The sequence below is a fragment of the Citrobacter sp. wls706 genome, from assembly GCF_005281305.1.
GTDB classification, from domain to species: domain Bacteria; phylum Pseudomonadota; class Gammaproteobacteria; order Enterobacterales; family Enterobacteriaceae; genus Citrobacter; species Citrobacter werkmanii.
This window is the reverse complement of record NZ_SZXG01000010.1, coordinates 122,345-146,242: the sequence shown is the minus strand read 5'-3', so window position 1 is coordinate 146,242 and position 23,898 is coordinate 122,345. Positions and strand designations below refer to the sequence as shown.

The following is a 23,898-nucleotide window of genomic DNA, read 5'->3' as shown; positions in this document are numbered from 1 at the left end:
ACACGAAGTCACCGCAACAGCGGGAATGAGTTACGAAAGCTTGCAATTCTATCCGTAGCCACCGCCGTTGTCTTTAAGATTCAGGAGCGTAGTGCATGGAGTTCAGTGTAAAAAGCGGTAGCCCGGAGAAACAGCGGAGTGCCTGCATCGTCGTGGGCGTCTTTGAACCACGCCGCCTCTCTCCGATTGCAGAGCAGCTCGACAAGATCAGCGATGGGTACATCAGCGCACTGCTGCGTCGTGGCGAACTGGAAGGCAAACCAGGTCAAACCCTGTTGCTGCACCATGTTCCTAACGTCCTGTCTGAGCGAATTCTCCTCATCGGTTGTGGTAAAGAGCGTGAGCTTGATGAACGTCAGTATAAGCAGGTCATTCAGAAAACTATAAATACCCTGAATGATACAGGCTCAATGGAAGCCGTCTGCTTCCTGACTGAGCTACACGTTAAAGGTCGCAATAACTACTGGAAAGTACGTCAAGCCGTTGAGACGGCACAGGAAACGCTGTACAGCTTTGATCAGTTGAAGACTAACAAAAGCGAACCACGTCGTCCGCTGCGTAAAATGGTCTTTAACGTACCGACCCGCCGCGAATTGACCAGCGGTGAACGTGCCATTCAGCACGGCCTGGCGATTGCCGCCGGGATCAAAGCGGCAAAAGATCTCGGCAACATGCCGCCGAATATCTGTAACGCCGCCTACCTGGCCTCTCAGGCGCGTCAGTTGGCTGATAGCTATAGCAAAAATGTTGTCACCCGCGTCATAGGTGAGCAGCAGATGAAAGAGCTGGGCATGCACTCCTATCTTGCGGTCGGCAATGGTTCGCAAAACGAGTCGCTGATGTCGGTGATTGAGTATAAAGGTGTCGAATCCGAAGACGTACGCCCGATCGTGTTGGTGGGTAAAGGGTTAACCTTTGACTCCGGCGGTATCTCCATCAAACCTGCCGAAGGCATGGATGAGATGAAATACGATATGTGCGGCGCGGCAGCTGTGTATGGCGTGATGCGCATGGTGGCAGAGCTACAGTTGCCAATCAACGTCGTCGGCGTACTGGCGGGCTGTGAAAACATGCCGGGTGGTCGCGCGTATCGCCCGGGCGATGTGCTGACGACCATGTCTGGTCAAACCGTTGAAGTGCTGAACACCGATGCAGAAGGCCGTCTGGTGCTGTGCGACGTGTTAACCTACGTCGAGCGTTTTGAACCGGAAGCGGTCATTGACGTGGCAACGCTGACTGGCGCGTGCGTGATTGCCTTGGGCCATCACATCACCGGCCTGATGTCGAACCACAATCCGCTGGCGCACGAGCTTATTGGCGCGTCTGAGCAGGCGGGCGACCGCGCGTGGCGTCTGCCGTTGGGTGATGAATTCCAGGAACAACTGGAGTCCAACTTTGCGGATATGGCTAACATCGGCGGCCGTCCTGGTGGGGCTATCACCGCGGGCTGCTTCCTGTCGCGCTTTACCCGTAAATATAACTGGGCGCACCTGGACATCGCGGGTACCGCATGGCGTTCCGGTAAAGCCAAAGGCGCCACCGGTCGTCCGGTAGCGCTGCTGTCGCAGTTCCTGCTTAATCGAGCCGGATTTAACGGCGACGAGTAATGTGTAAATGCCGGATGGCTCTACGCTTATCCGGCCTACAAAACAACACGCTGTAGGCCTGATAAGACGCGCAAGCGTCGCCATCAGGCGATAAGGCCGGGTCACCCGGCCTTGTATTTAAATTCACCACAAGAAGCCCCATATATGAAGAATGCGACGTTCTATCTTCTGGATAATGACACTACCGTTGATGGCTTAAGCGCCGTCGAGCAATTGGTGTGTGAAATTGCCGCAGAACGTTGGCGTGCTGGCAAGCGCGTGCTGATCGCCTGCGAAAACGAAAAGCAGGCCTTTCGCCTTGATGAAGCCCTGTGGGCAAGACCGGCAGAAAGCTTCGTGCCGCATAATCTGGCGGGTGAAGGTCCCAGAGGCGGCGCACCGGTAGAGATTGCCTGGCCGGAAAAACGCAACAGCAGCCCGCGCGACCTGCTCATCAGTTTGCGCGTTGGCTTTGCAGATTTTGCCACCGCTTTCACAGAAGTGATAGACTTCGTCCCTTACGAAGATTCTTTGAAACAATCGGCACGCGATCGCTACAAAGCTTACCGCGTGGCTGGTTTTAACCTGAATACGGCAACCTGGAAATAATGGAAAAGACATATAACCCACAAGATATCGAACAGCCGCTTTACGAGCACTGGGAAAAGCAGGGCTATTTCAAACCTAACGGCGATGAAAGCAAAGAGTCCTTCTGCATCATGATCCCGCCGCCGAACGTCACCGGCAGTTTGCATATGGGTCATGCTTTCCAGCAAACCATCATGGACACCATGATTCGCTACCAGCGCATGCAGGGCAAAAACACTCTGTGGCAGGCCGGTACCGACCACGCGGGTATCGCTACCCAGATGGTGGTTGAGCGTAAGATTGCCGCTGAAGAAGGTAAAACTCGTCACGACTACGGTCGCGATGCGTTCATCGACAAAATCTGGCAGTGGAAAGCGGAATCCGGCGGCACCATTACCCGTCAGATGCGCCGTCTCGGCAACTCCGTTGACTGGGAGCGCGAGCGCTTCACCATGGACGAAGGTCTTTCCAATGCCGTGAAAGAAGTCTTCGTTCGCCTGTACAAAGAAGACCTGATTTACCGCGGCAAGCGCCTGGTGAACTGGGACCCGAAACTGCGCACCGCCATCTCTGACCTGGAAGTGGAAAACCGCGAGTCCAAAGGCTCGATGTGGCACATCCGCTACCCGCTGGCCGACGGCGCGAAAACCGCAGATGGTAAAGATTATCTGGTCGTCGCCACTACCCGTCCGGAAACCATTCTCGGCGATACCGGCGTGGCCGTGAACCCGGAAGATCCGCGTTATAAAGATCTGATCGGTAAATTCGTTATTCTGCCGCTGGTTGACCGCCGTATTCCAATCGTTGGCGATGAACACGCCGATATGGAAAAAGGCACCGGCTGCGTGAAAATCACCCCGGCACACGACTTTAACGACTACGAAGTCGGGAAACGTCACGCCCTGCCGATGATCAATATTCTGACCTTTGACGGCGACATCCGCGAAACCGCGGAAGTGTACGACACCAAAGGCGAAGAGTCTGACGTTTACTCCAACGCGATCCCGGCAGAGTTCCAGAAGCTGGAACGTTTTGCTGCCCGTAAAGCTATCGTCGCTGCCGTTGACGCGCTGGGCCTGCTGGAAGAAATTAAACCGCATGACCTGACCGTTCCTTACGGCGACCGTGGCGGCGTGGTTATCGAACCGATGCTGACCGACCAGTGGTACGTGCGTGCCGACGTGCTGGCGAAACCGGCGGTTGAAGCCGTTGAAAACGGCAGCATTCAGTTCGTGCCGAAGCAGTACGAAAATATGTACTTCTCCTGGATGCGCGATATTCAGGACTGGTGTATCTCTCGTCAGTTGTGGTGGGGTCACCGTATCCCGGCATGGTACGACAACGACGGCAACGTCTACGTTGGCCGTACCGAAGACGAAGTGCGTCAGGAAAATAACCTCGGCGCCGACGTTGCGCTTCGTCAGGACGAAGACGTTCTCGATACCTGGTTCTCCTCCGCGCTGTGGACCTTCTCCACCCTCGGCTGGCCGGAAAATACCGACGCCCTGCGTCAGTTCCACCCAACCAGCGTGATGGTTTCCGGCTTCGACATCATCTTCTTCTGGATTGCCCGCATGATCATGATGACCATGCACTTCATCAAAGATGAAAACGGCAAGCCGCAGGTTCCGTTCCATACCGTCTACATGACCGGTCTGATTCGCGACGACGAAGGCCAGAAGATGTCCAAGTCCAAGGGTAACGTTATTGACCCGCTGGATATGGTCGACGGCATCTCCCTGCCGGAGCTGCTGGAAAAACGTACCGGCAACATGATGCAGCCGCAGCTGGCTGAGAAGATTGCCAAGCGTACCGAGAAGCAGTTCCCGAACGGTATCGAGCCGCACGGCACCGACGCCCTGCGCTTTACCCTGGCGGCGCTGGCTTCGACCGGCCGCGATATCAACTGGGATATGAAGCGTCTGGAAGGTTACCGTAACTTCTGTAACAAGCTGTGGAACGCCAGCCGCTTCGTGCTGATGAACACTGAAGATCAGGATTGCGGCTTCAACGGCGGTGAAATGACGCTGTCGCTGGCTGACCGCTGGATCCTGGCTGAATTCAACCAGACCGTGAAAGCGTACCGCGAAGCGCTGGATAACTTCCGCTTCGATATCGCCGCGGGCATTCTGTACGAGTTCACCTGGAACCAGTTCTGCGACTGGTATCTGGAGCTGACCAAGCCGGTAATGACCGGGGGTTCCGAATCTGAACTGCGCGGCACCCGCAATACGCTGGTCACCGTGCTGGAAGGTCTGCTGCGCCTGGCGCACCCAATCATCCCGTTCATCACTGAAACCATCTGGCAGCGCGTGAAGGTCATTTGCGGTATTACCGCCGATACCATTATGCTGCAGCCGTTCCCGGAATATAACGCCGCGCAGGTTGATGAAGCCGCGTTGGCCGATACCGAATGGCTGAAGCAGGCGATCGTTGCCGTGCGTAACATTCGTGCGGAAATGAACATCGCCCCGGGTAAACCGCTGGAGCTGCTGCTGCGTGGTTGCAGCGCTGACGCGATGCGTCGTGTGAACGACAACCGCAGCTTCCTGCTGAACCTGGCGCGTCTGGAAAGCATCACCGTGCTGCCTGCCAATGACAAAGGTCCGGTTTCCGTGACCAAAATCATCGACGGAGCTGAACTGCTGATCCCGATGGCTGGCCTCATCAACAAAGAAGATGAGCTGGCGCGTCTGGCGAAAGAAGTGGCGAAAATCGAAGGTGAGATTGCCCGTATCGAAGGCAAACTCTCCAACGAAGGTTTCGTCGCTCGCGCACCGGAAGCGGTGATCGCCAAAGAGCGTGAGAAGTTGGACGGTTACGCAGAAGCGAAAGCGAAGCTGATTGAGCAGCAGGCGGTCATCGCCGCGCTGTAATCATCGAGCCCGTAGGTCGGATAAGCGTAGCGCATCCGACACTACTGACGATTAAAAAGCCTCTGGCGTCCTCGCTCAGAGGCTTTTTATTGAATTATCCTCGCTTGCGCTTCCCCTCACCGCAGTGGTATTAACTGCATATGTTCCACATTTATGTCATGAGTTCGCTATGAGTGTCACTACCCCTGCCTTTGCGACGCTGCGTCGTCTTACCGCCGACGATAACGCCGCCATCGCCCGCGTTATTCGCCAGGTTTCCGCCGAATACGGGCTTACCGCTGATAAAGGCTATACCGTCGCCGACCCTAATCTGGATGAGCTGTTCCAGGTTTACAGCCAGCCGGGCGCGGCCTATTGGGTCGTTGAGCAGAATGGTCAGGTAGTGGGCGGCGGCGGCGTCGCGCCGTTAGGCTGTAGCGAGCCGGACATTTGCGAGCTGCAGAAGATGTATTTCCTGTCGAGCGTACGCGGCCAGGGGCTGGCGAAAAAGTTGGCGCTGATGGCGCTGGATCACGCCCGTGAGCAGGGTTTTAAGCAGTGCTATCTGGAAACGACCGCGTTTCTGACCGAGGCTATTCGCCTGTATGAACATTTAGGCTTTGAGCATATCAGCGAAGCGCTGGGCTGCACCGGGCACGTGGATTGTGAAGTACGGATGTTAAAGCCCCTCTGACCTTACGCTGAGGGGCTATGGCAACCTTACTGCATCTCAGCTGAAAGCATCAGACGAATCACGCCGGCCGAACGCGCGGTCGGCAGCTTCAACACCTGTGACCAGAGATCCTGCACTATCTCACAGGCAATCTTCTCTTTGCCGACAGCTTTAGTCGGATCGGCCATGATTTGAATATCCGGTCCATAGCGCTGTACTAGTCCAGGACTTATTGCTTGCAGATCCTGCAACGCCAGCTGTTTCTCTTCTGCCGTGACCGTATGTTTGTTCGGACCATAGGCAGCACGCATCATACTCATATCACTCGCCATACGACGGTTCATGATCTCATGCGGAACCAGACGTGCCGGGTTAATCCCCCCTTTCACTGCCGGAAACAGAAAGCGGAAGCATTCGTCATCACCTATTTTGGCCACGGCGGCGATCTGCTCAAGATTAATTTTCATATATTCAATGACATTGGCATCAGGAGCTTGCTGCAATCGTGCCATCTGCAACTGAAGAATCTGCGGCTGTATCGCGTCGATAACCTGCTGTTCGCTGCTCCCCGCTTTCTTCATCTGCGCTGCCTGGCTGATAATTTTTTGTGTCAGCGCGGGCTCCTGTTCCTTAATCACCTGAAACGCCGGATTAGAGAGCATCGCCTTTTCAAACTGCTGCTCTTCGGTCAGACCATAATCCGGATTTTCACGTGGGATCAGGTAGTGCACATCAAACAGATTCCACGCAATAATCGCCACCACAAAGACCACCGCGCCTGAGATCTTGCCCAGCCAGCCTTTTTTACGAAACATGCCAACGACGATGGCAATCACCACCCCGATATAGCCCGCTAACCATACGTGTGCCCAGTTCATTAACCATCCTTATGCAAAACAATCTCTGGTAAGGGGATATATTTCCCCCTTCGTGTGTTTTGATTATTACGGCAGCGGCGAGCGATTTCCAGCCACCAGATTTTGCTAGCGGAAATGGGGGAAGAGGTAATACGCGCGATGATTGAACACCGCACGTCACGGAAAGAATCAAGCCGGTACGCCGCTGTGAAAGCGGAACTCGTCGTCAGGAGAGGTAATCAGCGCGGCTTCGACTTCGCCAAAAAATCGCACCCGGTCGCTGATATCATCAGCAGAAACCTGCTGCGCCAGCGCCAGATAATCCTGATAGTGCCGCGCCTCGGATCGCAGCAGCGACAGATAAAACGCCTGCAAATCAGCCTCCAGATACGGTGCCAGCGCGGCAAAACGTTCACAGGAGCGGGCTTCGATATACGCCCCGCAAATCAGCTTGTCGATCAGCGTCAGCGGCTCGTGGGTGCGTACCTCTTTGAGCATGCCTTTGGCGTAACGGCTGGCGGTAATTTTGATGTAAGGAATATTGCGGCTCATCATCGCCTCGCGTACCTGCGAGAAGTGATGTAGCTCTTCTTTAATCAGCAACACCATGCTGTCGATAAGCTTTCGTCCCCACGGGTCGTCGGTCTGCGGCATGACGCTTTTGCTTATCTGTTTATTCAGCGCGATAAAATCCGGCTCATCCCCTTCTCTGAAAGCAAACGCTTCATAGGGTTTCAGCCAGTCCAACAGCGCCTGCGATCCCTGTTTATCCGCGACATACTTACGCACCAGCAGCATTGCCGTTTGCGCCGCTTTCAGTTCGCAGACGAGGTGATCGGTCAATAACAGCGGCAGATTCGCCGGGTCTCGCGCTTTATCAAGCCAGGCCTGGGGCGTTTTGCATTTCAGGAAGTTGTGGATCGGGGAGAGTATTTGCGGGTAATCCATACGTTGTCCTTGACCTGCGGCAGCCTGTGCTACCGCAGGTCAGCAGATGACTTAGTGACGCACGCCGTCATCATCTTCGTCGACGAGGTCTTCATCGTCGCCGTCTTCACCTTCTTCGCCGTTCGGGTCTTCAAAATAAGTGCCCCAACCGTCGTATTCCACTTCAAATTTTTCAGCCAGGTTCATCAGTTGCTCAACCTGCGCGTCAATCAGTTCGGCATTCAGGGCGCATTCGCTGAGGATGTCACAGCAAATAACCGTGTCGCCTTCTTCCACTTCCAGCTCTTCCGGCTCGGTCACTTCATAACCCAGTTTGAAGGCTTCTACTGCCGCTTTTTCCAGGGTTTCAAAGTCGTCCGCGGAAAGGTGATGCTCAATGGTGTACAGCGCGTCTGGATCGCTGCCATCTTCGAGTAACTCTTCAATAATCAAGCGTGTTTCTTCACGCTGCTCTTCCAGTAGTTCCGGGTTTGCCATGGCTCGTTCCTCATAATGTCCTGCCGATACTCTTATTGTCACATACCGCTGTCATTGCCTCCACCTTTCCAGGAAAGATTTGTTAAACAAGGTTGCAAATGAATAAAAATACATATAAATTGAATTTTAATTCAATAAATGGCTTAAGCCATGTGAGGAAACCATGTCTACGTTTTATCAGAAGCACTTTTTGAAATTGCTCGATTTCACCTCTGCTGAACTCACGTCACTGCTCAAGCTCGCCGCACAGCTCAAGGCAGATAAGAAAAACGGCACAGAGGTGGCTCAACTCACCGGTAAAAATATCGCGCTCATCTTCGAAAAAGACTCGACTCGTACTCGTTGCTCTTTCGAAGTTGCCGCATACGATCAGGGCGCTCGAGTGACATATCTCGGGCCAAGCGGCAGCCAGATTGGACATAAAGAGTCGATTAAAGATACTGCCCGCGTGCTTGGCCGTATGTACGACGGTATTCAGTATCGGGGTCACGGTCAGGAAGTGGTGGAAACGCTGGCGGAATATGCCGGTGTGCCGGTGTGGAATGGATTAACTAACGAGTTTCATCCCACCCAGTTACTGGCGGATCTGTTAACTATGCAGGAACACCTGCCGGGTAAAGCGTTTAATGAGATGACGCTGGTCTATACCGGCGATGCCCGTAACAATATGGGCAATTCAATGCTGGAAGCCGCCGCGTTAACCGGGTTAGATCTGCGTCTGGTTGCACCGCAGGCCTGCTGGCCGGAAGAGAGTCTGGTGGCAGAATGCAAAGCGCTGGCACAGAAAAACGGTGGCAATATTACGCTGACGGAAGATGTCGCCACGGGCGTAAAAGGTGCGGACTTCATCTACACCGACGTATGGGTGTCAATGGGCGAAGCGAAAGAGAAGTGGGCCGAGCGTATTGCGCTGCTGCGCAAATATCAGGTAAACAGCGCGATGATGGCGTTCACCGGCAATCCGCAGGTGAAATTTCTGCACTGCCTGCCCGCGTTCCATGATGATCAAACCACGCTTGGCAAACAAATGGCGCAACAGTACGGTTTGCACGGCGGGATGGAAGTGACCGACGAAGTCTTTGAGTCACCCGCCAGCATCGTATTTGATCAGGCGGAAAACCGGATGCACACTATTAAAGCGGTAATGGTGGCGACGCTTTCCAAAAAATAACGTTGCATGATTGATTTGCCGGATGGCGATGCTAAGCATCTTATCCGGCAATCTGCACCGTTGTGCCTGATGGCGCTGCGCTTATCAGGCCTACGGTCCGTCACTCAACCAACAGCTTAACCACCGCTTTGCGTACCAGCGCCGGAGCACCGACTGCGCACAGCGGTTTGTGCACTTCCCCCGGATAGAACACCACAAAGTCACCCTCGTTCAGCACCACCGTTTTCTCCTGTGCCCCTTCCGGCAGGAAGGCAATATCTTTATCCGCCAGCCAGTCAGTTTCCGGCGCGCCCGCAGGCTGCGTACTAAAGGCCATGCCTTCCTGCCCTTTGAGCAGGATCTGAATATCCAGATAGCGGGCATGATATTCGGCACGGCGCTGTGCAAACGGCTCCGTCATATCTTCGGCAATCAGATAAAACAGGCGATCGCCATCGATGTCGTGCTTACCCTTTTCCGTCGCATCCGTAACATGCGTTTTAATGTGCTCAATCGCCTGACGCAGCTCTTCCGGCAGCCAGGCACCCAGGTTGTGAATATTGCCGACAATCATCTCAAACCCCTTAATTAAAACATCGTTTCATTTTTGTTGTTATACGAAAAAACGGCCTGCCATACCACTCCTAATTACCGATATTTTGCGGCAACGCATGTTTATCGCTGATGATGTTAGATAGTTGTTAACCTAACGCATCAGGTTATGCATAAACACTGCATAACTCTTACCCTCTCATTTTTCTCTTTGCTGGTAACTTGCTGGTTTTGAAAGTGTTATGATAAAACCCAGCCGTCGATCACAATTCACACCTCCCCCACTCGCTTTGTTCGCCACCATATTTATTTGGCAATAAACTGTCCCGTACAAATAATAGAATCACAGAACCGCATAAACATTCACCTCATAATAAAAAACACATAAAAATCAATTGATTATTAAGTGTATATATTTTTAAAAATGTACATAAAATTAACATAAATAAATAACAAGACATATTCATGCGTAGCAATTCAGTTATTGTATTTATTATTTTTTAAAATCTCAGAGCCATCTCATATATTAGGAAAGCAAATTCAAATATCGAACCGACTGTGAAACAAATCACGTTTCCGTATCAAATAAGATCTAAATATAGATTCTGAAATCAGCTGAAAAATCATGACTGCAATAAATTGCATTTGCAGCCATCTCCTCTTTATTTTTTAAAATCGTATTAAAGGAATAATGATGGAAAAGCATTATGTCGGTTCTGAAATCGGTCAATTACGTAGCGTGATGCTGCATCGCCCTAATCTCAGCTTAAAAAGGCTGACGCCATCCAACTGTCAGGAGCTGCTTTTTGATGATGTGCTTTCGGTAGAACGTGCAGGTGAAGAGCACGACATTTTCGCCAACACGCTGCGTCAGGAGGGAATTGAGGTTCTGTTACTCACTGATTTATTGACACAAACTCTGGATATTCCAGACGCTAAAAGCTGGCTGCTGGATACGCAAATTTCTGATTATCGCCTTGGCCCCACTTTCGCCGCCGATGTCCGCGCCTGGCTTGCGGACATGCAGCACCGGGAACTGGCACGGCATTTAAGCGGCGGGCTGACCTATGGCGAAATCCCAGCGTCAATCAAAAATATGGTGGTTGATACTCATGATATTAATGATTTTATTATGAAGCCATTGCCCAACCATTTATTTACGCGTGACACCTCCTGCTGGATATATAACGGCGTATCGATTAATCCGATGGCTAAAACCGCCCGGCAACGAGAAACTAATAATCTGCGGGCGATTTACCGTTGGCACCCGCAATTCGCCGATGGTGAATTTATTAAATACTTCGGTGATGAAAATATTAATTATGACCACGCCACATTAGAAGGTGGAGATGTGCTGGTCATTGGTCGCGGTGCGGTACTTATTGGCATGTCTGAGCGTACCACGCCACAGGGAATCGAGTTCCTTGCCCAGTCACTCTTCAAGCATCGCCAGGCAGAGCGCGTCATCGCGGTCGAACTGCCTAAGCATCGTTCCTGTATGCATCTCGACACCGTTATGACCCACATCGATATCGACACCTTCTCTGTCTACCCGGAAGTGGTGCGCCCGGACGTGCAGTGTTGGACTCTGACGCCGGACGGGCGCGGCGGCCTGAAACGGACGCAGGAAAGTACGCTGGTTCATGCCCTGGAAAAAGCGCTGGGGCTCGATCAAATTCGCCTGATTACCACCGGCGGTGACGCCTTCGAAGCCGAACGTGAACAGTGGAATGACGCCAACAACGTCCTGACGCTACGTCCCGGTGTGGTTGTGGGTTACGAGCGCAATATCTGGACCAACGAGAAATACGACAAAGCCGGCATCACCGTTTTACCCATTCCTGGCGACGAACTTGGACGCGGACGCGGCGGCGCGCGCTGCATGAGCTGCCCGCTGGAACGCGACGGTATTTAAGGAGACGTCATGGAAAATAAACCGACCCTGGTTGTGGCTCTGGGCGGCAACGCGCTGCTCAAACGCGGCGAGCCGCTGGAAGCTGACATCCAACGTAAGAACATTGAGCTGGCGGCAAAAACCATCGCCCGGCTTACGCAACAGTGGCGTGTGATTCTGGTACACGGCAATGGCCCACAGGTTGGACTGCTGGCGTTACAAAATAGCGCTTACGCCAGCGTCACCCCCTATCCGCTCGACATTCTCGGCGCGGAAAGTCAGGGAATGATTGGCTATATGTTGCAACAGGCGCTGAAAAACCAGCTTCCACAGCGGGAAATTAGCGTCCTGCTGACTCAGGTTGAAGTCGATGCCCACGATCCGGCCTTCAGCAATCCCACCAAATATATCGGCCCCATTTACGACCAAACCCAGGCCAATGCATTGCAGGTGGAAAAAGGCTGGGTTTTCAAAGCTGATGGTAAAGCGTTCCGTCGCGTTGTGCCCTCTCCGCAGCCCAAACGCATTGTTGAAAGTGACGCGATCCAGGCGTTGATCGCCCGCGATCATCTGGTCATTTGCAACGGCGGTGGCGGTGTGCCGGTCGTGGAAAAGGCCGATGGCTACCACGGTATTGAAGCCGTGATCGACAAAGATCTCTCCGCCGCCCTACTCGCCAGCCAGCTTCATGCTGATGCGTTGCTCATCCTGACCGACGCCGACGCGGTGTACCTCGACTGGGGCAAACCCACCCAACGGCCTTTGGCTCAGGTCACCCCCGAGATACTCGGCGAGATGCAGTTCGACGCCGGTTCTATGGGTCCAAAAGTTACCGCCTGCGCGAATTTTGTCTCTCAATGCCATGGGATAGCAGGCATCGGCTCGTTGGCCGACGGTCCGGCCATTCTCTCGGGAGAGAAAGGCACATTGATTCGGCCCGAAACCATTGCTTACGACGCGTGACCCATTTTGCCGGATGGCGCCTGCGCCTTATCCGGCCTACATAAGGACATTCTGATGACTGTTAACTTAAAAAATCGCAATTTTCTTAAACTGCTCGACTACACCCCGGTAGAGATCCAGTACCTGATCGATCTGGCTATCGAATTAAAAACGGCGAAAAAGGCCGGACGCGAAAGACAGACGCTGGTCGGTAAAAATATCGCGCTAATCTTCGAAAAAACCTCAACCCGCACCCGCTGCGCCTTTGAAGTTGGCGCTTTTGATCAGGGCGCACAGGTGACCTACCTCGGCCCAAGCGGCTCACAGATTGGTCACAAAGAATCGATGAAAGATACCGCCCGCGTGTTAGGCCGTATGTACGACGGCATCGAATATCGCGGATATGGCCAGGAGATCGTGGAAGAGCTGGGGCAGTTTGCCGGTGTTCCGGTATGGAACGGGCTGACCAACGAATTTCACCCTACGCAGATCCTCGCGGATCTGATGACCATGCTGGAACACGCGCCGGGCAAAACCTTACCTGAACTGAGCTTCGCCTACCTCGGTGACGCCCGCAATAACATGGGTAATTCACTGATGGTTGGCGCGGCGAAAATGGGGATGGACATCCGCCTCGTCGCCCCTAAATCCTTCTGGCCGGATGAAAAACTGGTTGCCGAATGCCGTGAGATCGCCGGCGTGACGGGCGCGCGCATTACGCTCACGGAGGACGTTGAGGAAGGCGTTTACGACGTGGATTTCCTCTATACCGATGTCTGGGTCTCCATGGGTGAACCCAAAGAGGCATGGGCAGAACGCGTAAGCCTGATGACGCCTTATCAGATTAACCAGCGAGTCATCAACGCAACCGGCAACCCCAATGTGAAATTTATGCACTGTCTGCCCGCCTTCCATAACGAACACACCAAAGTTGGACGTGAAATCGAAGCGGCTTACGGCCTGAAAGGGCTTGAGGTCACGGAGGAGGTGTTCGAGTCAGCACACTCCATCGTCTTCGACGAAGCAGAAAACCGGATGCATACCATTAAAGCGGTCATGGTAGCGACACTCGGCGACTAACCCCTGCGGGCATATGTCGCCTGACGGCATATGCCCGAGTTATCCGGAGAACATCATGGGCAAATTCAAATTTCCCAGCGCGTATACCATCCTGTTTATTCTTATTGCACTCGTCGCTGTTATGACCTGGATTGTCCCGGCAGGGAAATATCAGATGGCGATGAATGCGACCCTGGGCAAAGAAGTGCCGGTTGCCGGGACTTATGCCCCCACCGAGGCGCATCCCCAAGGTATTACCGCTGTACTGCTGGCACCGATTGACGGTCTTTATAATCACGAGACCTACACCGCTGGCGCCATTGATGTGGCGCTGTTTGTCCTGATCATCGGCGGGTTTCTCGGCGTAGTAAACAAAACGGGGGCCATCGACGCCGGTATCGAACGCGTGACGGTCAGGCTTAACGGCAAAGAAGAGTGGATGATCCCCATCCTGATGGGACTTTTCGCCGCCGGAGGTACGATTTACGGGATGGCGGAAGAATCGCTTCCTTTTTACACGCTGCTCGTCCCGGTGATGATGGCGGCCCGCTTTGATCCACTGGTTGCTGCTGCGACCGTTTTGCTCGGCGCAGGTATCGGCACACTCGGTTCGACAATTAACCCTTTCGCAACGGTTATCGCTGCCAATGCTGCCGGGATCCCCTTCACTCAGGGAATGCTGATGCGCATTCTGCTGCTGGTCATCGGCTATGTGATCTGTGTGGTGTGGGTCATGCGCTATGCCCGGAAAGTTCGCAGCCATCCTGAGCTGTCTATCGTGGCGGATAAAATGGAGGAAAACCGCGCCCATTTTCTCGGTAGTCGCGCCAATACCAATCTGGAATTCACGGCAACGCGGAAATGGATCCTGCTGATTTTCGCCGCCGCCTTTGCGGTAATGATCTATGGAGTAGCGGTACTCGGGTGGTGGATGGCAGAAATATCCGGTGTTTTTCTGGCTGCTGCGATTATCGTCGGCGTAATCGCCCGCATGAGTGAAGAGGCATTTACCAGTACGTTCATTGACGGTGCGCGGGATCTGCTTGGCGTGGCGCTGATTATCGGTATTGCGCGCGGCATCGTCGTGGTGATGGATAACGGCATGATCACTCACACCATTCTGCACAGCGCTGAAAATTTAGTCTCCGGCCTTTCCACCACCATTTTCATCAATGTGACCTATTGGCTGGAAGTTTTGCTCTCCTTCCTGGTCCCATCGTCCTCTGGGCTGGCGGTCCTCACCATGCCCATTATGGCCCCGCTGGCCGACTTCGCGCATGTACAGAGGGATCTGGTCGTCACCGCGTATCAATCCGCTTCCGGCATTGTGAATCTGATTACACCCACATCTGCGGTTGTGATGGGTGGGCTGGCCATCGCGCGCGTTCCCTATGTGCGTTACCTGAAATGGGTCGCTCCGTTACTGCTCATTTTGACGTTACTGAACATGGTCGTCCTGAGTATCGGCGCGATGCTGTAACCCTTTTAGCCGTCGGATACCGGCGGCTTTTTTGATCGTTCTCTCGTTTTTCTGCACAACCGCCCGTTTGAGCCGTTATTGATACTGCAAATGTGGTGAATTTCGCCATCGCATTGATACAGATAAGAAATATAAGGTGATTTTATGAAGGAATTCGATGATTACTCTGCCAAAGAGCAAAAACAGCTGGCGATGTGTCAGCGCCTGATTAGCGAAAAAAGCTACCTGTCTCAAGAAGCGCTGCGTCGCGACCTGCAAAGCCACGGCTTTACCAGTATTAGTCAGTCGACGGTGTCTCGTTTGCTGAAGTTGCTCGGGGCCATAAAAATAAGAAACACAAAAGGGCAAAAAATTTATTCTGTGAATCCTCAGTCACGACCCGCTCCTGATGCCGCGCGATCGATCGCTGAAATGGTGGTCAGCATAGAACACAATAGCGAGTTTATCCTCATTCACACCGCAGCAGGATATGGTCGCGCGGTTGCCAGAATCCTCGATTATCACGCCTTGCCGGAAGTTCTGGGCGTCATTGCCGGTAGCAGTATCGTCTGGGTCGCGCCGCGCGTCGTGCAGCGAACGGGCCTGGTTCACAAGCAGATTAATTATCTCTTTAAAATGAATTAAAATTCAGAAGAACCGTTTGCGATGAATAAATCGTGCATTTTTCGCTTGATCCCATAACGTAGCTGAGTATAATCGCGGACAATTTGCCGGGAGGATGTATGGTTCAGTGTGTACGACATTTTGTCTTACCGCGTCTGAAAAAGGACGCTGGCCTGCCGTTTTTCTTTCCGTTGATCACCCATTCCGAGCCCCTCAATTGAGGGGCTTTTTTTTTGCCCAGGCGTCAGGAGATAAACATGGCTAACCCGCTCTATCAAAAACACATCATTTCCATAAACGACCTCAGCCGCGATGACCTCAATCTGGTCCTCGCAACGGCGGCGAAATTAAAAGCGAACCCACAGCCGGAGCTGTTAAAGCATAAGGTCATCGCCAGCTGTTTCTTTGAGGCGTCCACCCGCACCCGTCTATCCTTTGAAACTTCTATGCACCGTCTGGGCGCCAGCGTGGTAGGTTTCTCTGACAGCAGCAACACGTCTCTGGGCAAAAAAGGCGAAACGCTGGCTGACACCATTTCCGTCATCAGCACCTATGTCGACGCCATCGTCATGCGTCATCCGCAGGAAGGCGCCGCGCGTCTGGCAACAGAATTCTCTGGTAACGTTCCGGTTCTTAACGCGGGCGACGGCTCTAACCAGCATCCAACCCAAACGCTGCTGGATCTGTTTACCATCCAGGAAACACAGGGCCGCCTGGACAATCTGCAAATCGCCATGGTGGGTGATCTGAAATATGGCCGCACTGTCCACTCCTTAACTCAGGCGCTGGCGAAATTTGAAGGCAACCGCTTCTACTTCATTGCCCCGGATGCGCTGGCCATGCCGCAATACATTCTGGATATGCTGACTGAAAAGGGCATCGCCTGGAGCCTGCATGGCACTATCGAAGAGGTAATGGCGGAGGTCGATATCCTCTATATGACCCGCGTACAAAAAGAGCGTCTGGACCCATCCGAATACGCCAACGTGAAAGCACAGTTTGTCCTGCGCGCCAGCGACCTGAACGGCGCCAGAGCCAACATGAAGGTACTACATCCGCTGCCGCGTATTGATGAAATCACCACCGACGTCGATAAGACGCCGCACGCCTGGTATTTCCAGCAGGCTGGCAACGGCATCTTCGCCCGCCAGGCGTTACTGGCACTGGTACTGAATAGCGAACTGGCACTGTAAGGGAGAAAAAGAGATGACACACGATAACAAACTGCAGGTTGAAGCCATCAAACGTGGCACCGTGATTGACCATATTCCCGCACAGGTTGGTTTTAAATTGCTGACGCTGTTCAAGCTGACAGAAACCGACCAGCGAATCACCATCGGTCTGAACCTGCCGTCCGGTGAGATGGGTCGTAAAGACTTGATTAAAATTGAAAATACCTTCCTGACCGACGAGCAGGTTAACCAGCTCTCTCTGTATGCCCCGCAGGCAACGGTGAACCGCATTGACGATTACGATGTTGTGGGTAAATCACGTCCGAGTCTGCCAGAGCGCATCGACAACGTGCTGGTGTGCCCGAACAGCAACTGTATCAGTCATGCTGAGCCGGTTTCTTCCAGTTTTGCAGTGAAAAAGCGTGCTGATGACATCGCACTCAAATGCAAATACTGTGAAAAAGAGTTTTCGCATTATGTGGTGCTGGCCAACTAATTTGGGTTGGTTATGAAATGTGGCCTCTCTATAATGGCCGGGAACATTCTATTACCGCTGTAATTCAGGAGAAATCATGAGCAAGACTATCGCGACGGAAAATGCACCAGCAGCAATCGGCCCATACGTACAGGGTGTTGACCTGGGTAGCATGGTAATCACTTCCGGTCAGATCCCGGTCGATCCGAAAACCGGCGCCGTAGCGGAAGACGTGTCCGCTCAGGCGCGTCAGTCGCTGGAAAACGTAAAAGCTATCGTTGAAGCAGCAGGTCTGAAAGTGGGCGACATCGTAAAAACGACCGTCTTCGTGAAAGACCTGAACGATTTCGCTACCGTCAACGCCACCTACGAAGCGTTCTTCACTGAGCACAACGCGACCTTCCCGGCGCGTTCTTGCGTGGAAGTTGCCCGTCTGCCGAAAGACGTGAAAATCGAGATTGAAGCGATCGCCGTTCGTCGCTAAATATGCTTGTGCCGGATGGCGGCTTCGCGTAATCCGGCCTATGCAAGCGTAGTTTGTAGGCCCGGTAAGCGCGAGCGCCACCGGGCATTTATCACATCACGCCAAACAGTTTCGGCAGAAACAGCGAAATCGCCGGAATGTACGTCACCAGCATCAGCACCAGGAACAGCACCAGGTAGAATGGCAGCATCGCCTTCACCACCTGCTCGATTTTCTGCTTACTCACCGCACTGGCCACAAACAGCACCGACCCCACCGGCGGCGTAATCAGGCCGATCCCTAAGTTCACCAGCATGATCATGCCAAAATGGACCGGATCAATACCGAGCGCGTTGGTCACCGGTAGTAGCACCGGCGTCAGGATCAGGATCAGCGGCGCCATGTCCATCAGCGTACCGATCAGCAGCAGCATGATGTTAATGCACATCAGGATGACGTATTTGTTATCCGAGATGCTGGTGAAGGCTTCGGTAATCCGCATCGGCAACTGCATATAGGTCATGACGGCCCCAAACGCGGCGGCAAAGCCTATCAGGATCATCACGATAGTGACCGTTTTCACCGTGCGGAACATCAGCTTCGGCAGTTCAGACCATTTATAGTCACGATAGATAAACATGGTGACAAAGAAGGCCCAAAGACAGGCTATCGCCGCGGATTCCGTTGCGGTAAAGATACCTGACAGGATCCCGCCCATGATGATCACCACCGTCATTAATCCCCACAGTGTATCGACGAAAATCTTCAGTGCCTGGCGAAACGGTACGCGCTCCCCTTTTGGATAACCGCGTTTATGGGCAAAAGCCACGCACATCACCATCAGGCTAAAGCTCAGCAACAGGCCCGGCAGGATCCCGGCGATGAACAGCGCGGCAATCGACACCGTCCCGCCCGTTGCCAGCGAGTAGATAACCGAATTATGGCTGGGCGGCGTGAGGATCGCCTGCACCGAGCCGCTGGCCGTTACCGCCGCGGCAAAGTCGCGCGGGTAGCCTTTTTTGTCCATCTCCGGGATCATCACTGAACCGATAGAAGCGGTATCGGCCACCGACGATCCTGAAATTGCGCCAAAAAAGGTCGAGGCGACGATGTTTACCAGTGACAGCCCACCGCGGATAAAGCCAACAAAAATATAGGCAAAATTCACCAGTCGCCGCGCGATTCCCCCTTCCGCCATGATTGCCCCGGCCAGAATAAAGAATGGGATCGCCAGTAGCGAAAACTTGTTTACTCCGCTGGTCAGTTGGATCATTACGGCTTCCAGCGGAATATCAATATACCAGGCTCCAATGATGGCGCTAATGCCAACCGCGTACGCTACCGGTACCCCAATCGCCAGCATAATGCCAAGCGTAAAGACGAGAATAAATGCATCCATCTGCTTTCCTTAATGAAATGGGGGCGGTAACTAGCTGGTTGAACCCAGCATGACAACGGGACGTTGATATTGCGGGCCGCGGAATATCTTTTCTGCGATAAACAGCAGCGTTATGGCAGAGCCAATCGGCAACGGAAGATAGTTTTGCCCGGAGCTTAAAAGCGGGAATTCCGCTACGGGCTGGTCCCACAGCTCAAGACACAGATTGGTTCCATACCAGAGAATAAACAGGCTGATCGCCACCAACATGATATCTGCGATAATCGAGCAGTAACGACGGGCGGACTCCTCCAGACGGTCAATGACCATGCTCACCGCGATATGTGAACCTGCGCGATAGCTCACCGCCGCGCCAATAAAGGTGAACGTCACCATACAAAGAATGGCGACCGGTTCAGGCCATGACAGGGCATTGTTCAGGACATAGCGTGCAAATATGCCAATGGGGATAATAGCGACCATAACCAATAATGCGACACCGGCAATCCACATAGAGACCCGATAAAGAAAATCCATTACCGATGAATAGCATTCACCCATAATTATCACCTCGAATTAATCAAAAGACTCAGGCAGAGGATTGCTTCCCTCCGCCTGATGAATTACTTCACATCCTGAATACGTTTGATCAAATCCTGGTGGTCTTTACCGTAATTATCCCGCACTGACTGCGTGGCTTTATAGAAATAGTCAGTATCAATATCGTGGAACTGAACGCCATTGGCTTTCATGGTCTCCAAAGATTTCGCATTATATTCTTGCCAAAGTTTGCGTTGTTCTATCTGCGCTTCTTTGGCGAGCTTAATAATGAGTTCCTGGTCTTCTTTTTTCAATTTATCCCATTTGGCTTTGGAGAACAGAAAAAGCTCAGGAATAATAAAGTGTTTGCTCCAGGTATAGTTTTTAACGACCGGTAAATAGTTGTGCGCAACAAATGTTGGCGGGTTATTCTCTGTGCCATCAATAACGCCGGTTTGCATACCGCTAAACACTTCACTGACGCCCATCACGATGGCGTTAGCTCCCATCGCTTTTAAGGTATCCAGCGCTATCGGACTCCCTTGAACGCGGATTTTCATACCGTGTAAATCTTCCGGTTTCACCACCGGATTTTTGGTAATCAGGTTGCGCGTCCCGGCATCCATCCAACCAAGAAATACCAACCGCGATTTCGTATTAGCCGTCAGACGGTCGCCAATCTCTTGACCGATCATGCCGTCAAGGACCTTATGCAGATGGTCTTCATCGCGAAAGATATACGGCAGGGTAAACACGTTAATTTCAGGAAGAATGGCGGCAACAGGCGTCATTGAGACGCGAATAATATCGATAGCGCCTAATTGCGCCTGCTCAATCATCTGTTTTTCATCACCTAACACGCCACCTGGAAATGTTTTAATCTCCAGACGGCCATCGGTCGCAGCGCTGAGTTTCTCCCCCATATGTTTCACTGCGACAACGTTCGGGTAATCAGCCGGATGCACATCCGCGGCGCGAAAAGTTTGTGCCAGCGTTGCATGACTCGCCAGTAATACGGACGCGCCAATACACAGACTTAACAGTTTTTTTGTCAGTTTCATTTGTCCTTCTCCAGAAGTTCATAATATCCATTAACAGGAATAGCTTGCAGAGCAAATGACTGCCGGAATTAAAACGGGCAGCGAGAAACTTTCTTAACGACGTTACCTGTGCAGACTAGCTGGTGTAACAATTTATTTCGATGACTGTGTTCACAAAAAATCGCAGATGCTAATAATTTTTAGCACAGTGTTTCATTTTTGCAACGCAGATCGTTTTCTTGATAAAAAAACAACGCAAGGAAGGCGATTTGATACTAATTCCCTCCGCTAGTATTTCAATAAAAATAAAACACTAATATTTCGTGGGAATATCTTTCGAATGAAAAAGAGAAATGCAGGATGGTATTTACACCATCCTGCTGAGAAGTTTGATGTTTACTGCCAACCGTAGCGACGGCTATAAAAACCTTTCACTAATTGGGTCAATGTCATGTAGCCCGCCAGAATCACAATCAGCCACGGGAAGTAGCTCAGCGGCAGCGCCTGCAATTGCAGATAGCTGGCCAGCGGCGAGAACGGTAATGCAATGCCCACCACCATCACGACCAGCGTCATTAGCATCAGCGGCCATGCGGCGCGACTTTGGATGAACGGCACACGACGGGTACGGATCATATGCACAATCAGCGTTTGCGACAGCAGGCCCACCACGAACCAGCCCGACTGGAACAATGTCTGATGCTCTGGCGTATTGGCATGGAAGACAAACCACATCAGGCAAAAGGTCAGAATATCAAAGATCGAGCTGATCGGCCCAAAGAAGATCATAAAGCGGCCCAGTTCGGCGGGATTCCAGCGCTGTGGCTTTTTGATCTGCTCTTCGTCGACGTTATCAAACGGAATCGCCACCTGGGATACATCGTACAGCAGGTTCTGGATCAATAAGTGCAACGGCAACATCGGCAGGAACGGCAAAAAGGCGCTCGCCACAAGTACGCTAAACACGTTACCGAAGTTAGAACTGGCGGTCATTTTGATGTACTTCAACATGTTAGAAAAAGTACGGCGTCCTTCGATCACCCCTTCTTCCAGCACCATCAGGCTCTTTTCCAGCAGAATAATATCCGCCGCTTCACGCGCAATATCGACCGCGCCATCAACAGAGATACCGATGTCCGCCGCGCGCAGCGCAGGAGCGTCATTGATGCCATCGCCCATAAAGCCAACCACGTGGCCTTCACGCTTGAGCAGCGTAACAATGCGCTCTTTGTGCATCGGCGTCAGGCGGGCAAACAGCGTGGTGCGCTGGGCCAGTTTTGCCAGTTCGTCATCGCTTAACCCTTCAATGCTGCTGCCAATCACCACATCGCCCGCATCCAGCCCCACTTCATGGCACACTTTTGCCGCCACCAGCTCGCTATCACCGGTGAGAATTTTCACCGTAATACCGCTGGCTTTCAGCGCTTTCAGCGCCGGAGCGGTGGTCTCTTTCGGTGGATCGAGGAACGCGATATAGCCTTCGAGGATCAGATCCGACTCATCAATACGCTGGTAATCACCTTCGCGCGCGGGCAGGTACTTGGTGGCCACCGCCACTACGCGCAGCCCCTGACGGTTCAGCGTATCGGTGACGCGTTTTACCCGACGCAGCATGCCCTCATCCAGGGGGACAATCTCGCCGTTGTGGCGCACCTGGGTGCAGACGCTGAGGATCTCCTGCAGCGCGCCTTTGCACACCAGCTGATGCACATCAGTTTCTTCCGCAACCACCACCGACATGCGGCGACGTTCGAAATCAAACGGGATCTCATCGATTTTTTGCCAGCGGGTAGAGAGCTGGCGGGCAGATTCTTCATCCACGCCTTCCAGCACCGCCGTATCCAGCAGATTCTTCAGCCCGGTCTGGTAATGGCTGTTCAGCCACGCAGAATGCAGAACGTGCTCGCTGGGTTTGCCGGAAATATCAGTATGATTCTCCAGCACAATTTTATCCTGGGTCAGGGTCCCGGTTTTATCGGTGCACAGGATATCCATCGCGCCAAAGTTCTGGATGGCATCAAGGTGCTTGACGATGACCTTTTGTTTAGACAGCTTCACCGCCCCGCGCGCCAGCGTCGAGGTGACGATCATCGGCAGCATTTCCGGGGTCAGCCCCACCGCAACAGACAGCGCAAACAGCGCCGCCTCCCACCAGTCGCCTTTGGTATAGCCGTTAATGATGAGCACAATGGGCGCCATCACCAGCATAAAGCGGATCAGCAACATGCTGACGCGGCTGATCCCTTTCTGGAAGGCATTCTGCTCGCTTTCCTGCTCGCTGACGCGGCCCGCCAGTTGTCCGAACCAGGTATTGGCTCCGGTCGCAATCACGATAGCCTGCGCTGTACCGCTCACCACGTTGGTGCCCATAAAGCACAGGGTATCGCACTCCAGCGGGTTGCTTTGCTGCGGGTCGCGGCTGGTTGCGACCTTCTCCACGGGTAGCGATTCACCGGTCAGCGAAGCCTGCGCCACAAACAGATCGCGCGCCTGGACGATACGTAAATCCGCCGGGATCATATCCCCTGCCGCGAGCTTAATAACATCACCGGGTACCAACTGGTCGATCGGCAGTTCAACCCAACCGTTCTCCCCTTTTTCGTTGATCACACGCAGCACCGTGGCGGTGTTGCTGACCATCGCTTTCAGCGCGTCTGCTGCTTTGGTGGAACGCGCCTCCTGCACAAAATTCAGCAGCGTCGAGATGGCGACCATCAGCGCGATGACGCCAGCAGCGAACAGATCCTCAGTGGCATAGGAAATGGCGCCAAGAATGGTCAACAGAATATTAAACGGATTGCGGTAGCAGACCCACAGATGCACCCACCACGGCGACGGCTTCTGCGCCGGCAACTGGTTTTCGCCATGGATTTCACGAGCGTTCTCGACCTCTGTAGCGTTTAATCCTTCCGGGTGCGCGCCAAACGTTTTCCACAGCGCGGCTTCGTCCATCAACGCCATTTTCAGGCAATGTTCGCTCAGCGAGGGCGGGATCGGCGTGCTGGCAACGGTTTGCGCATTGGGCAACGGATCGCGATGTACCAGACGATGCGGTAAATGGCGGTTAAGCCGGGCAAACAGCTGGCGAGTCATATTTTTGAACATAGGCAGTCCCCCTGCGCCAGTCTTAACGGGCGCAGTAAATCCTTCAGGCGTGGCAAAGCCT

General features: G+C 53.0%; 23 protein-coding genes. 14 read left to right on the top strand and 9 right to left on the bottom strand.

What is annotated here, in order from left to right:
* Positions 1–95: 95 nt before the first annotated feature.
* The 4 genes from pepA (at position 96) to FDW92_RS04335 (ending at position 5,723) form a co-directional block, all read left to right on the top strand.
* Positions 96–1,607, top strand: coding sequence for a leucyl aminopeptidase (gene pepA, locus FDW92_RS04350; RefSeq protein ID WP_038636783.1), 1,512 nt, complete (start codon positions 96–98; stop codon positions 1,605–1,607).
* Positions 1,608–1,751: 144 nt separating this feature from the next.
* Entirely contained in the window at positions 1,752–2,195 is a 444-nt protein-coding gene (gene holC, locus FDW92_RS04345) for a DNA polymerase III subunit chi (protein ID WP_042312678.1), read from the top strand.
* Positions 2,195–5,050: a valine--tRNA ligase gene (locus FDW92_RS04340; RefSeq protein ID WP_042312681.1), complete on the top strand. Its 2,856-nt coding sequence runs from the start codon at positions 2,195–2,197 to the stop codon at positions 5,048–5,050. Before holC ends, FDW92_RS04340 begins: the two co-directional genes overlap by 1 nt.
* A gap of 169 nt (positions 5,051–5,219) precedes the next feature.
* Positions 5,220–5,723 (top strand): GNAT family N-acetyltransferase, encoded by a 504-nt coding sequence (locus FDW92_RS04335; protein ID WP_042312683.1) that lies wholly within the window; start codon positions 5,220–5,222, stop codon positions 5,721–5,723.
* Positions 5,724–5,749: 26 nt separating this feature from the next.
* Here the strand turns inward: FDW92_RS04335 and FDW92_RS04330 are convergent, their stop codons facing one another.
* The 3 genes from FDW92_RS04330 to rraB form a co-directional block, all read right to left on the bottom strand.
* Positions 5,750–6,580, bottom strand: coding sequence for a hypothetical protein (locus FDW92_RS04330; protein ID WP_042312685.1), 831 nt, complete (start codon positions 6,578–6,580; stop codon positions 5,750–5,752).
* A 168-nt stretch (positions 6,581–6,748) separates the two neighbouring features.
* Complete coding sequence (gene miaE / locus FDW92_RS04325) at positions 6,749–7,507, bottom strand: tRNA isopentenyl-2-thiomethyl-A-37 hydroxylase MiaE (protein WP_042312687.1); 759 nt, start codon at positions 7,505–7,507, stop codon at positions 6,749–6,751.
* 51 nt (positions 7,508–7,558) lie between these two features.
* Positions 7,559–7,984 carry a ribonuclease E inhibitor RraB gene (gene rraB, locus FDW92_RS04320; RefSeq protein WP_042312689.1) on the bottom strand — a complete coding sequence of 142 codons (426 nt, stop codon included), beginning with the start codon at positions 7,982–7,984 and terminating at the stop codon, positions 7,559–7,561.
* A 163-nt stretch (positions 7,985–8,147) separates the two neighbouring features.
* On the opposite strand from rraB, the gene argF (FDW92_RS04315) reads away from it, so the two are divergent.
* Complete coding sequence (gene argF, locus FDW92_RS04315) at positions 8,148–9,155, top strand: ornithine carbamoyltransferase (RefSeq protein WP_042312691.1); 1,008 nt, start codon at positions 8,148–8,150, stop codon at positions 9,153–9,155.
* A 100-nt stretch (positions 9,156–9,255) separates the two neighbouring features.
* On the opposite strand, the gene FDW92_RS04310 is transcribed toward argF (FDW92_RS04315), so the two are convergent.
* Positions 9,256–9,708, bottom strand: coding sequence for a YhcH/YjgK/YiaL family protein (locus FDW92_RS04310; protein WP_042312693.1), 453 nt, complete (start codon positions 9,706–9,708; stop codon positions 9,256–9,258).
* 672 nt (positions 9,709–10,380) lie between these two features.
* Here FDW92_RS04310 and arcA point away from each other — a divergent pair.
* The 5 genes from arcA (at position 10,381) to FDW92_RS04285 (ending at position 15,685) form a co-directional block, all read left to right on the top strand.
* Complete coding sequence (gene arcA / locus FDW92_RS04305; RefSeq protein ID WP_038636756.1) at positions 10,381–11,601, top strand: arginine deiminase; 1,221 nt, start codon at positions 10,381–10,383, stop codon at positions 11,599–11,601.
* A gap of 9 nt (positions 11,602–11,610) precedes the next feature.
* Positions 11,611–12,543, top strand: coding sequence for a carbamate kinase (arcC, locus tag FDW92_RS04300; RefSeq protein ID WP_042312696.1), 933 nt, complete (start codon positions 11,611–11,613; stop codon positions 12,541–12,543).
* Between the two features lie 54 nt (positions 12,544–12,597).
* Positions 12,598–13,602 (top strand): ornithine carbamoyltransferase, encoded by a 1,005-nt coding sequence (gene argF, locus FDW92_RS04295; protein ID WP_042312698.1) that lies wholly within the window; start codon positions 12,598–12,600, stop codon positions 13,600–13,602.
* A 55-nt stretch (positions 13,603–13,657) separates the two neighbouring features.
* A complete protein-coding gene (locus FDW92_RS04290) occupies positions 13,658–15,061 on the top strand; it encodes a YfcC family protein (RefSeq protein WP_042312700.1) in 1,404 nt (467 codons plus the stop codon).
* A 144-nt stretch (positions 15,062–15,205) separates the two neighbouring features.
* Positions 15,206–15,685, top strand: a complete 480-nt coding sequence (locus FDW92_RS04285; RefSeq protein WP_042312701.1) for an arginine repressor — start codon at positions 15,206–15,208, stop codon at positions 15,683–15,685.
* Here the strand turns inward: FDW92_RS04285 and FDW92_RS04280 are convergent.
* Positions 15,682–15,804 (bottom strand): hypothetical protein, encoded by a 123-nt coding sequence (locus FDW92_RS04280; RefSeq protein ID WP_087857458.1) that lies wholly within the window; start codon positions 15,802–15,804, stop codon positions 15,682–15,684. The genes FDW92_RS04285 and FDW92_RS04280 overlap by 4 nt on opposite strands.
* On the opposite strand from FDW92_RS04280, the gene pyrL reads away from it, so the two are divergent.
* The 4 genes from pyrL (at position 15,784) to ridA (ending at position 17,795) form a co-directional block, all read left to right on the top strand.
* Entirely contained in the window at positions 15,784–15,885 is a 102-nt protein-coding gene (gene pyrL / locus FDW92_RS04275; protein WP_003025819.1) for a pyr operon leader peptide, read from the top strand. The genes FDW92_RS04280 and pyrL overlap by 21 nt on opposite strands.
* 36 nt (positions 15,886–15,921) lie before the next feature.
* On the top strand, positions 15,922–16,857 hold the full coding sequence (gene pyrB / locus FDW92_RS04265) for an aspartate carbamoyltransferase (RefSeq protein ID WP_038636743.1): 936 nt from the start codon (positions 15,922–15,924) through the stop codon (positions 16,855–16,857).
* A 13-nt stretch (positions 16,858–16,870) separates the two neighbouring features.
* On the top strand, positions 16,871–17,332 hold the full coding sequence (gene pyrI, locus FDW92_RS04260) for an aspartate carbamoyltransferase regulatory subunit (protein ID WP_003025816.1): 462 nt from the start codon (positions 16,871–16,873) through the stop codon (positions 17,330–17,332).
* A 76-nt stretch (positions 17,333–17,408) separates the two neighbouring features.
* Entirely contained in the window at positions 17,409–17,795 is a 387-nt protein-coding gene (gene ridA / locus FDW92_RS04255) for a 2-iminobutanoate/2-iminopropanoate deaminase (RefSeq protein WP_000047544.1), read from the top strand.
* Between the two features lie 91 nt (positions 17,796–17,886).
* Here the strand turns inward: ridA and FDW92_RS04250 are convergent, their stop codons facing one another.
* The 4 genes from FDW92_RS04250 to mgtA all read right to left on the bottom strand — a co-directional run bounded on the left by FDW92_RS04250 (position 17,887) and on the right by mgtA (position 23,825).
* Positions 17,887–19,173 carry a TRAP transporter large permease gene (locus FDW92_RS04250; protein WP_003839607.1) on the bottom strand — a complete coding sequence of 429 codons (1,287 nt, stop codon included), beginning with the start codon at positions 19,171–19,173 and terminating at the stop codon, positions 17,887–17,889.
* Between the two features lie 30 nt (positions 19,174–19,203).
* A complete protein-coding gene (locus tag FDW92_RS04245) occupies positions 19,204–19,713 on the bottom strand; it encodes a TRAP transporter small permease (protein WP_042312703.1) in 510 nt (169 codons plus the stop codon).
* A 62-nt stretch (positions 19,714–19,775) separates the two neighbouring features.
* On the bottom strand, positions 19,776–20,753 hold the full coding sequence (locus FDW92_RS04240; protein WP_042312705.1) for a TRAP transporter substrate-binding protein: 978 nt from the start codon (positions 20,751–20,753) through the stop codon (positions 19,776–19,778).
* 375 nt (positions 20,754–21,128) lie between these two features.
* The gene (gene mgtA, locus FDW92_RS04235; RefSeq protein WP_162267390.1) at positions 21,129–23,825 is read right to left on the bottom strand and encodes a magnesium-translocating P-type ATPase; all 2,697 of its coding nucleotides are present in this window, start codon (positions 23,823–23,825) and stop codon (positions 21,129–21,131) included.
* Positions 23,826–23,898: the final 73 nt, after the last annotated feature.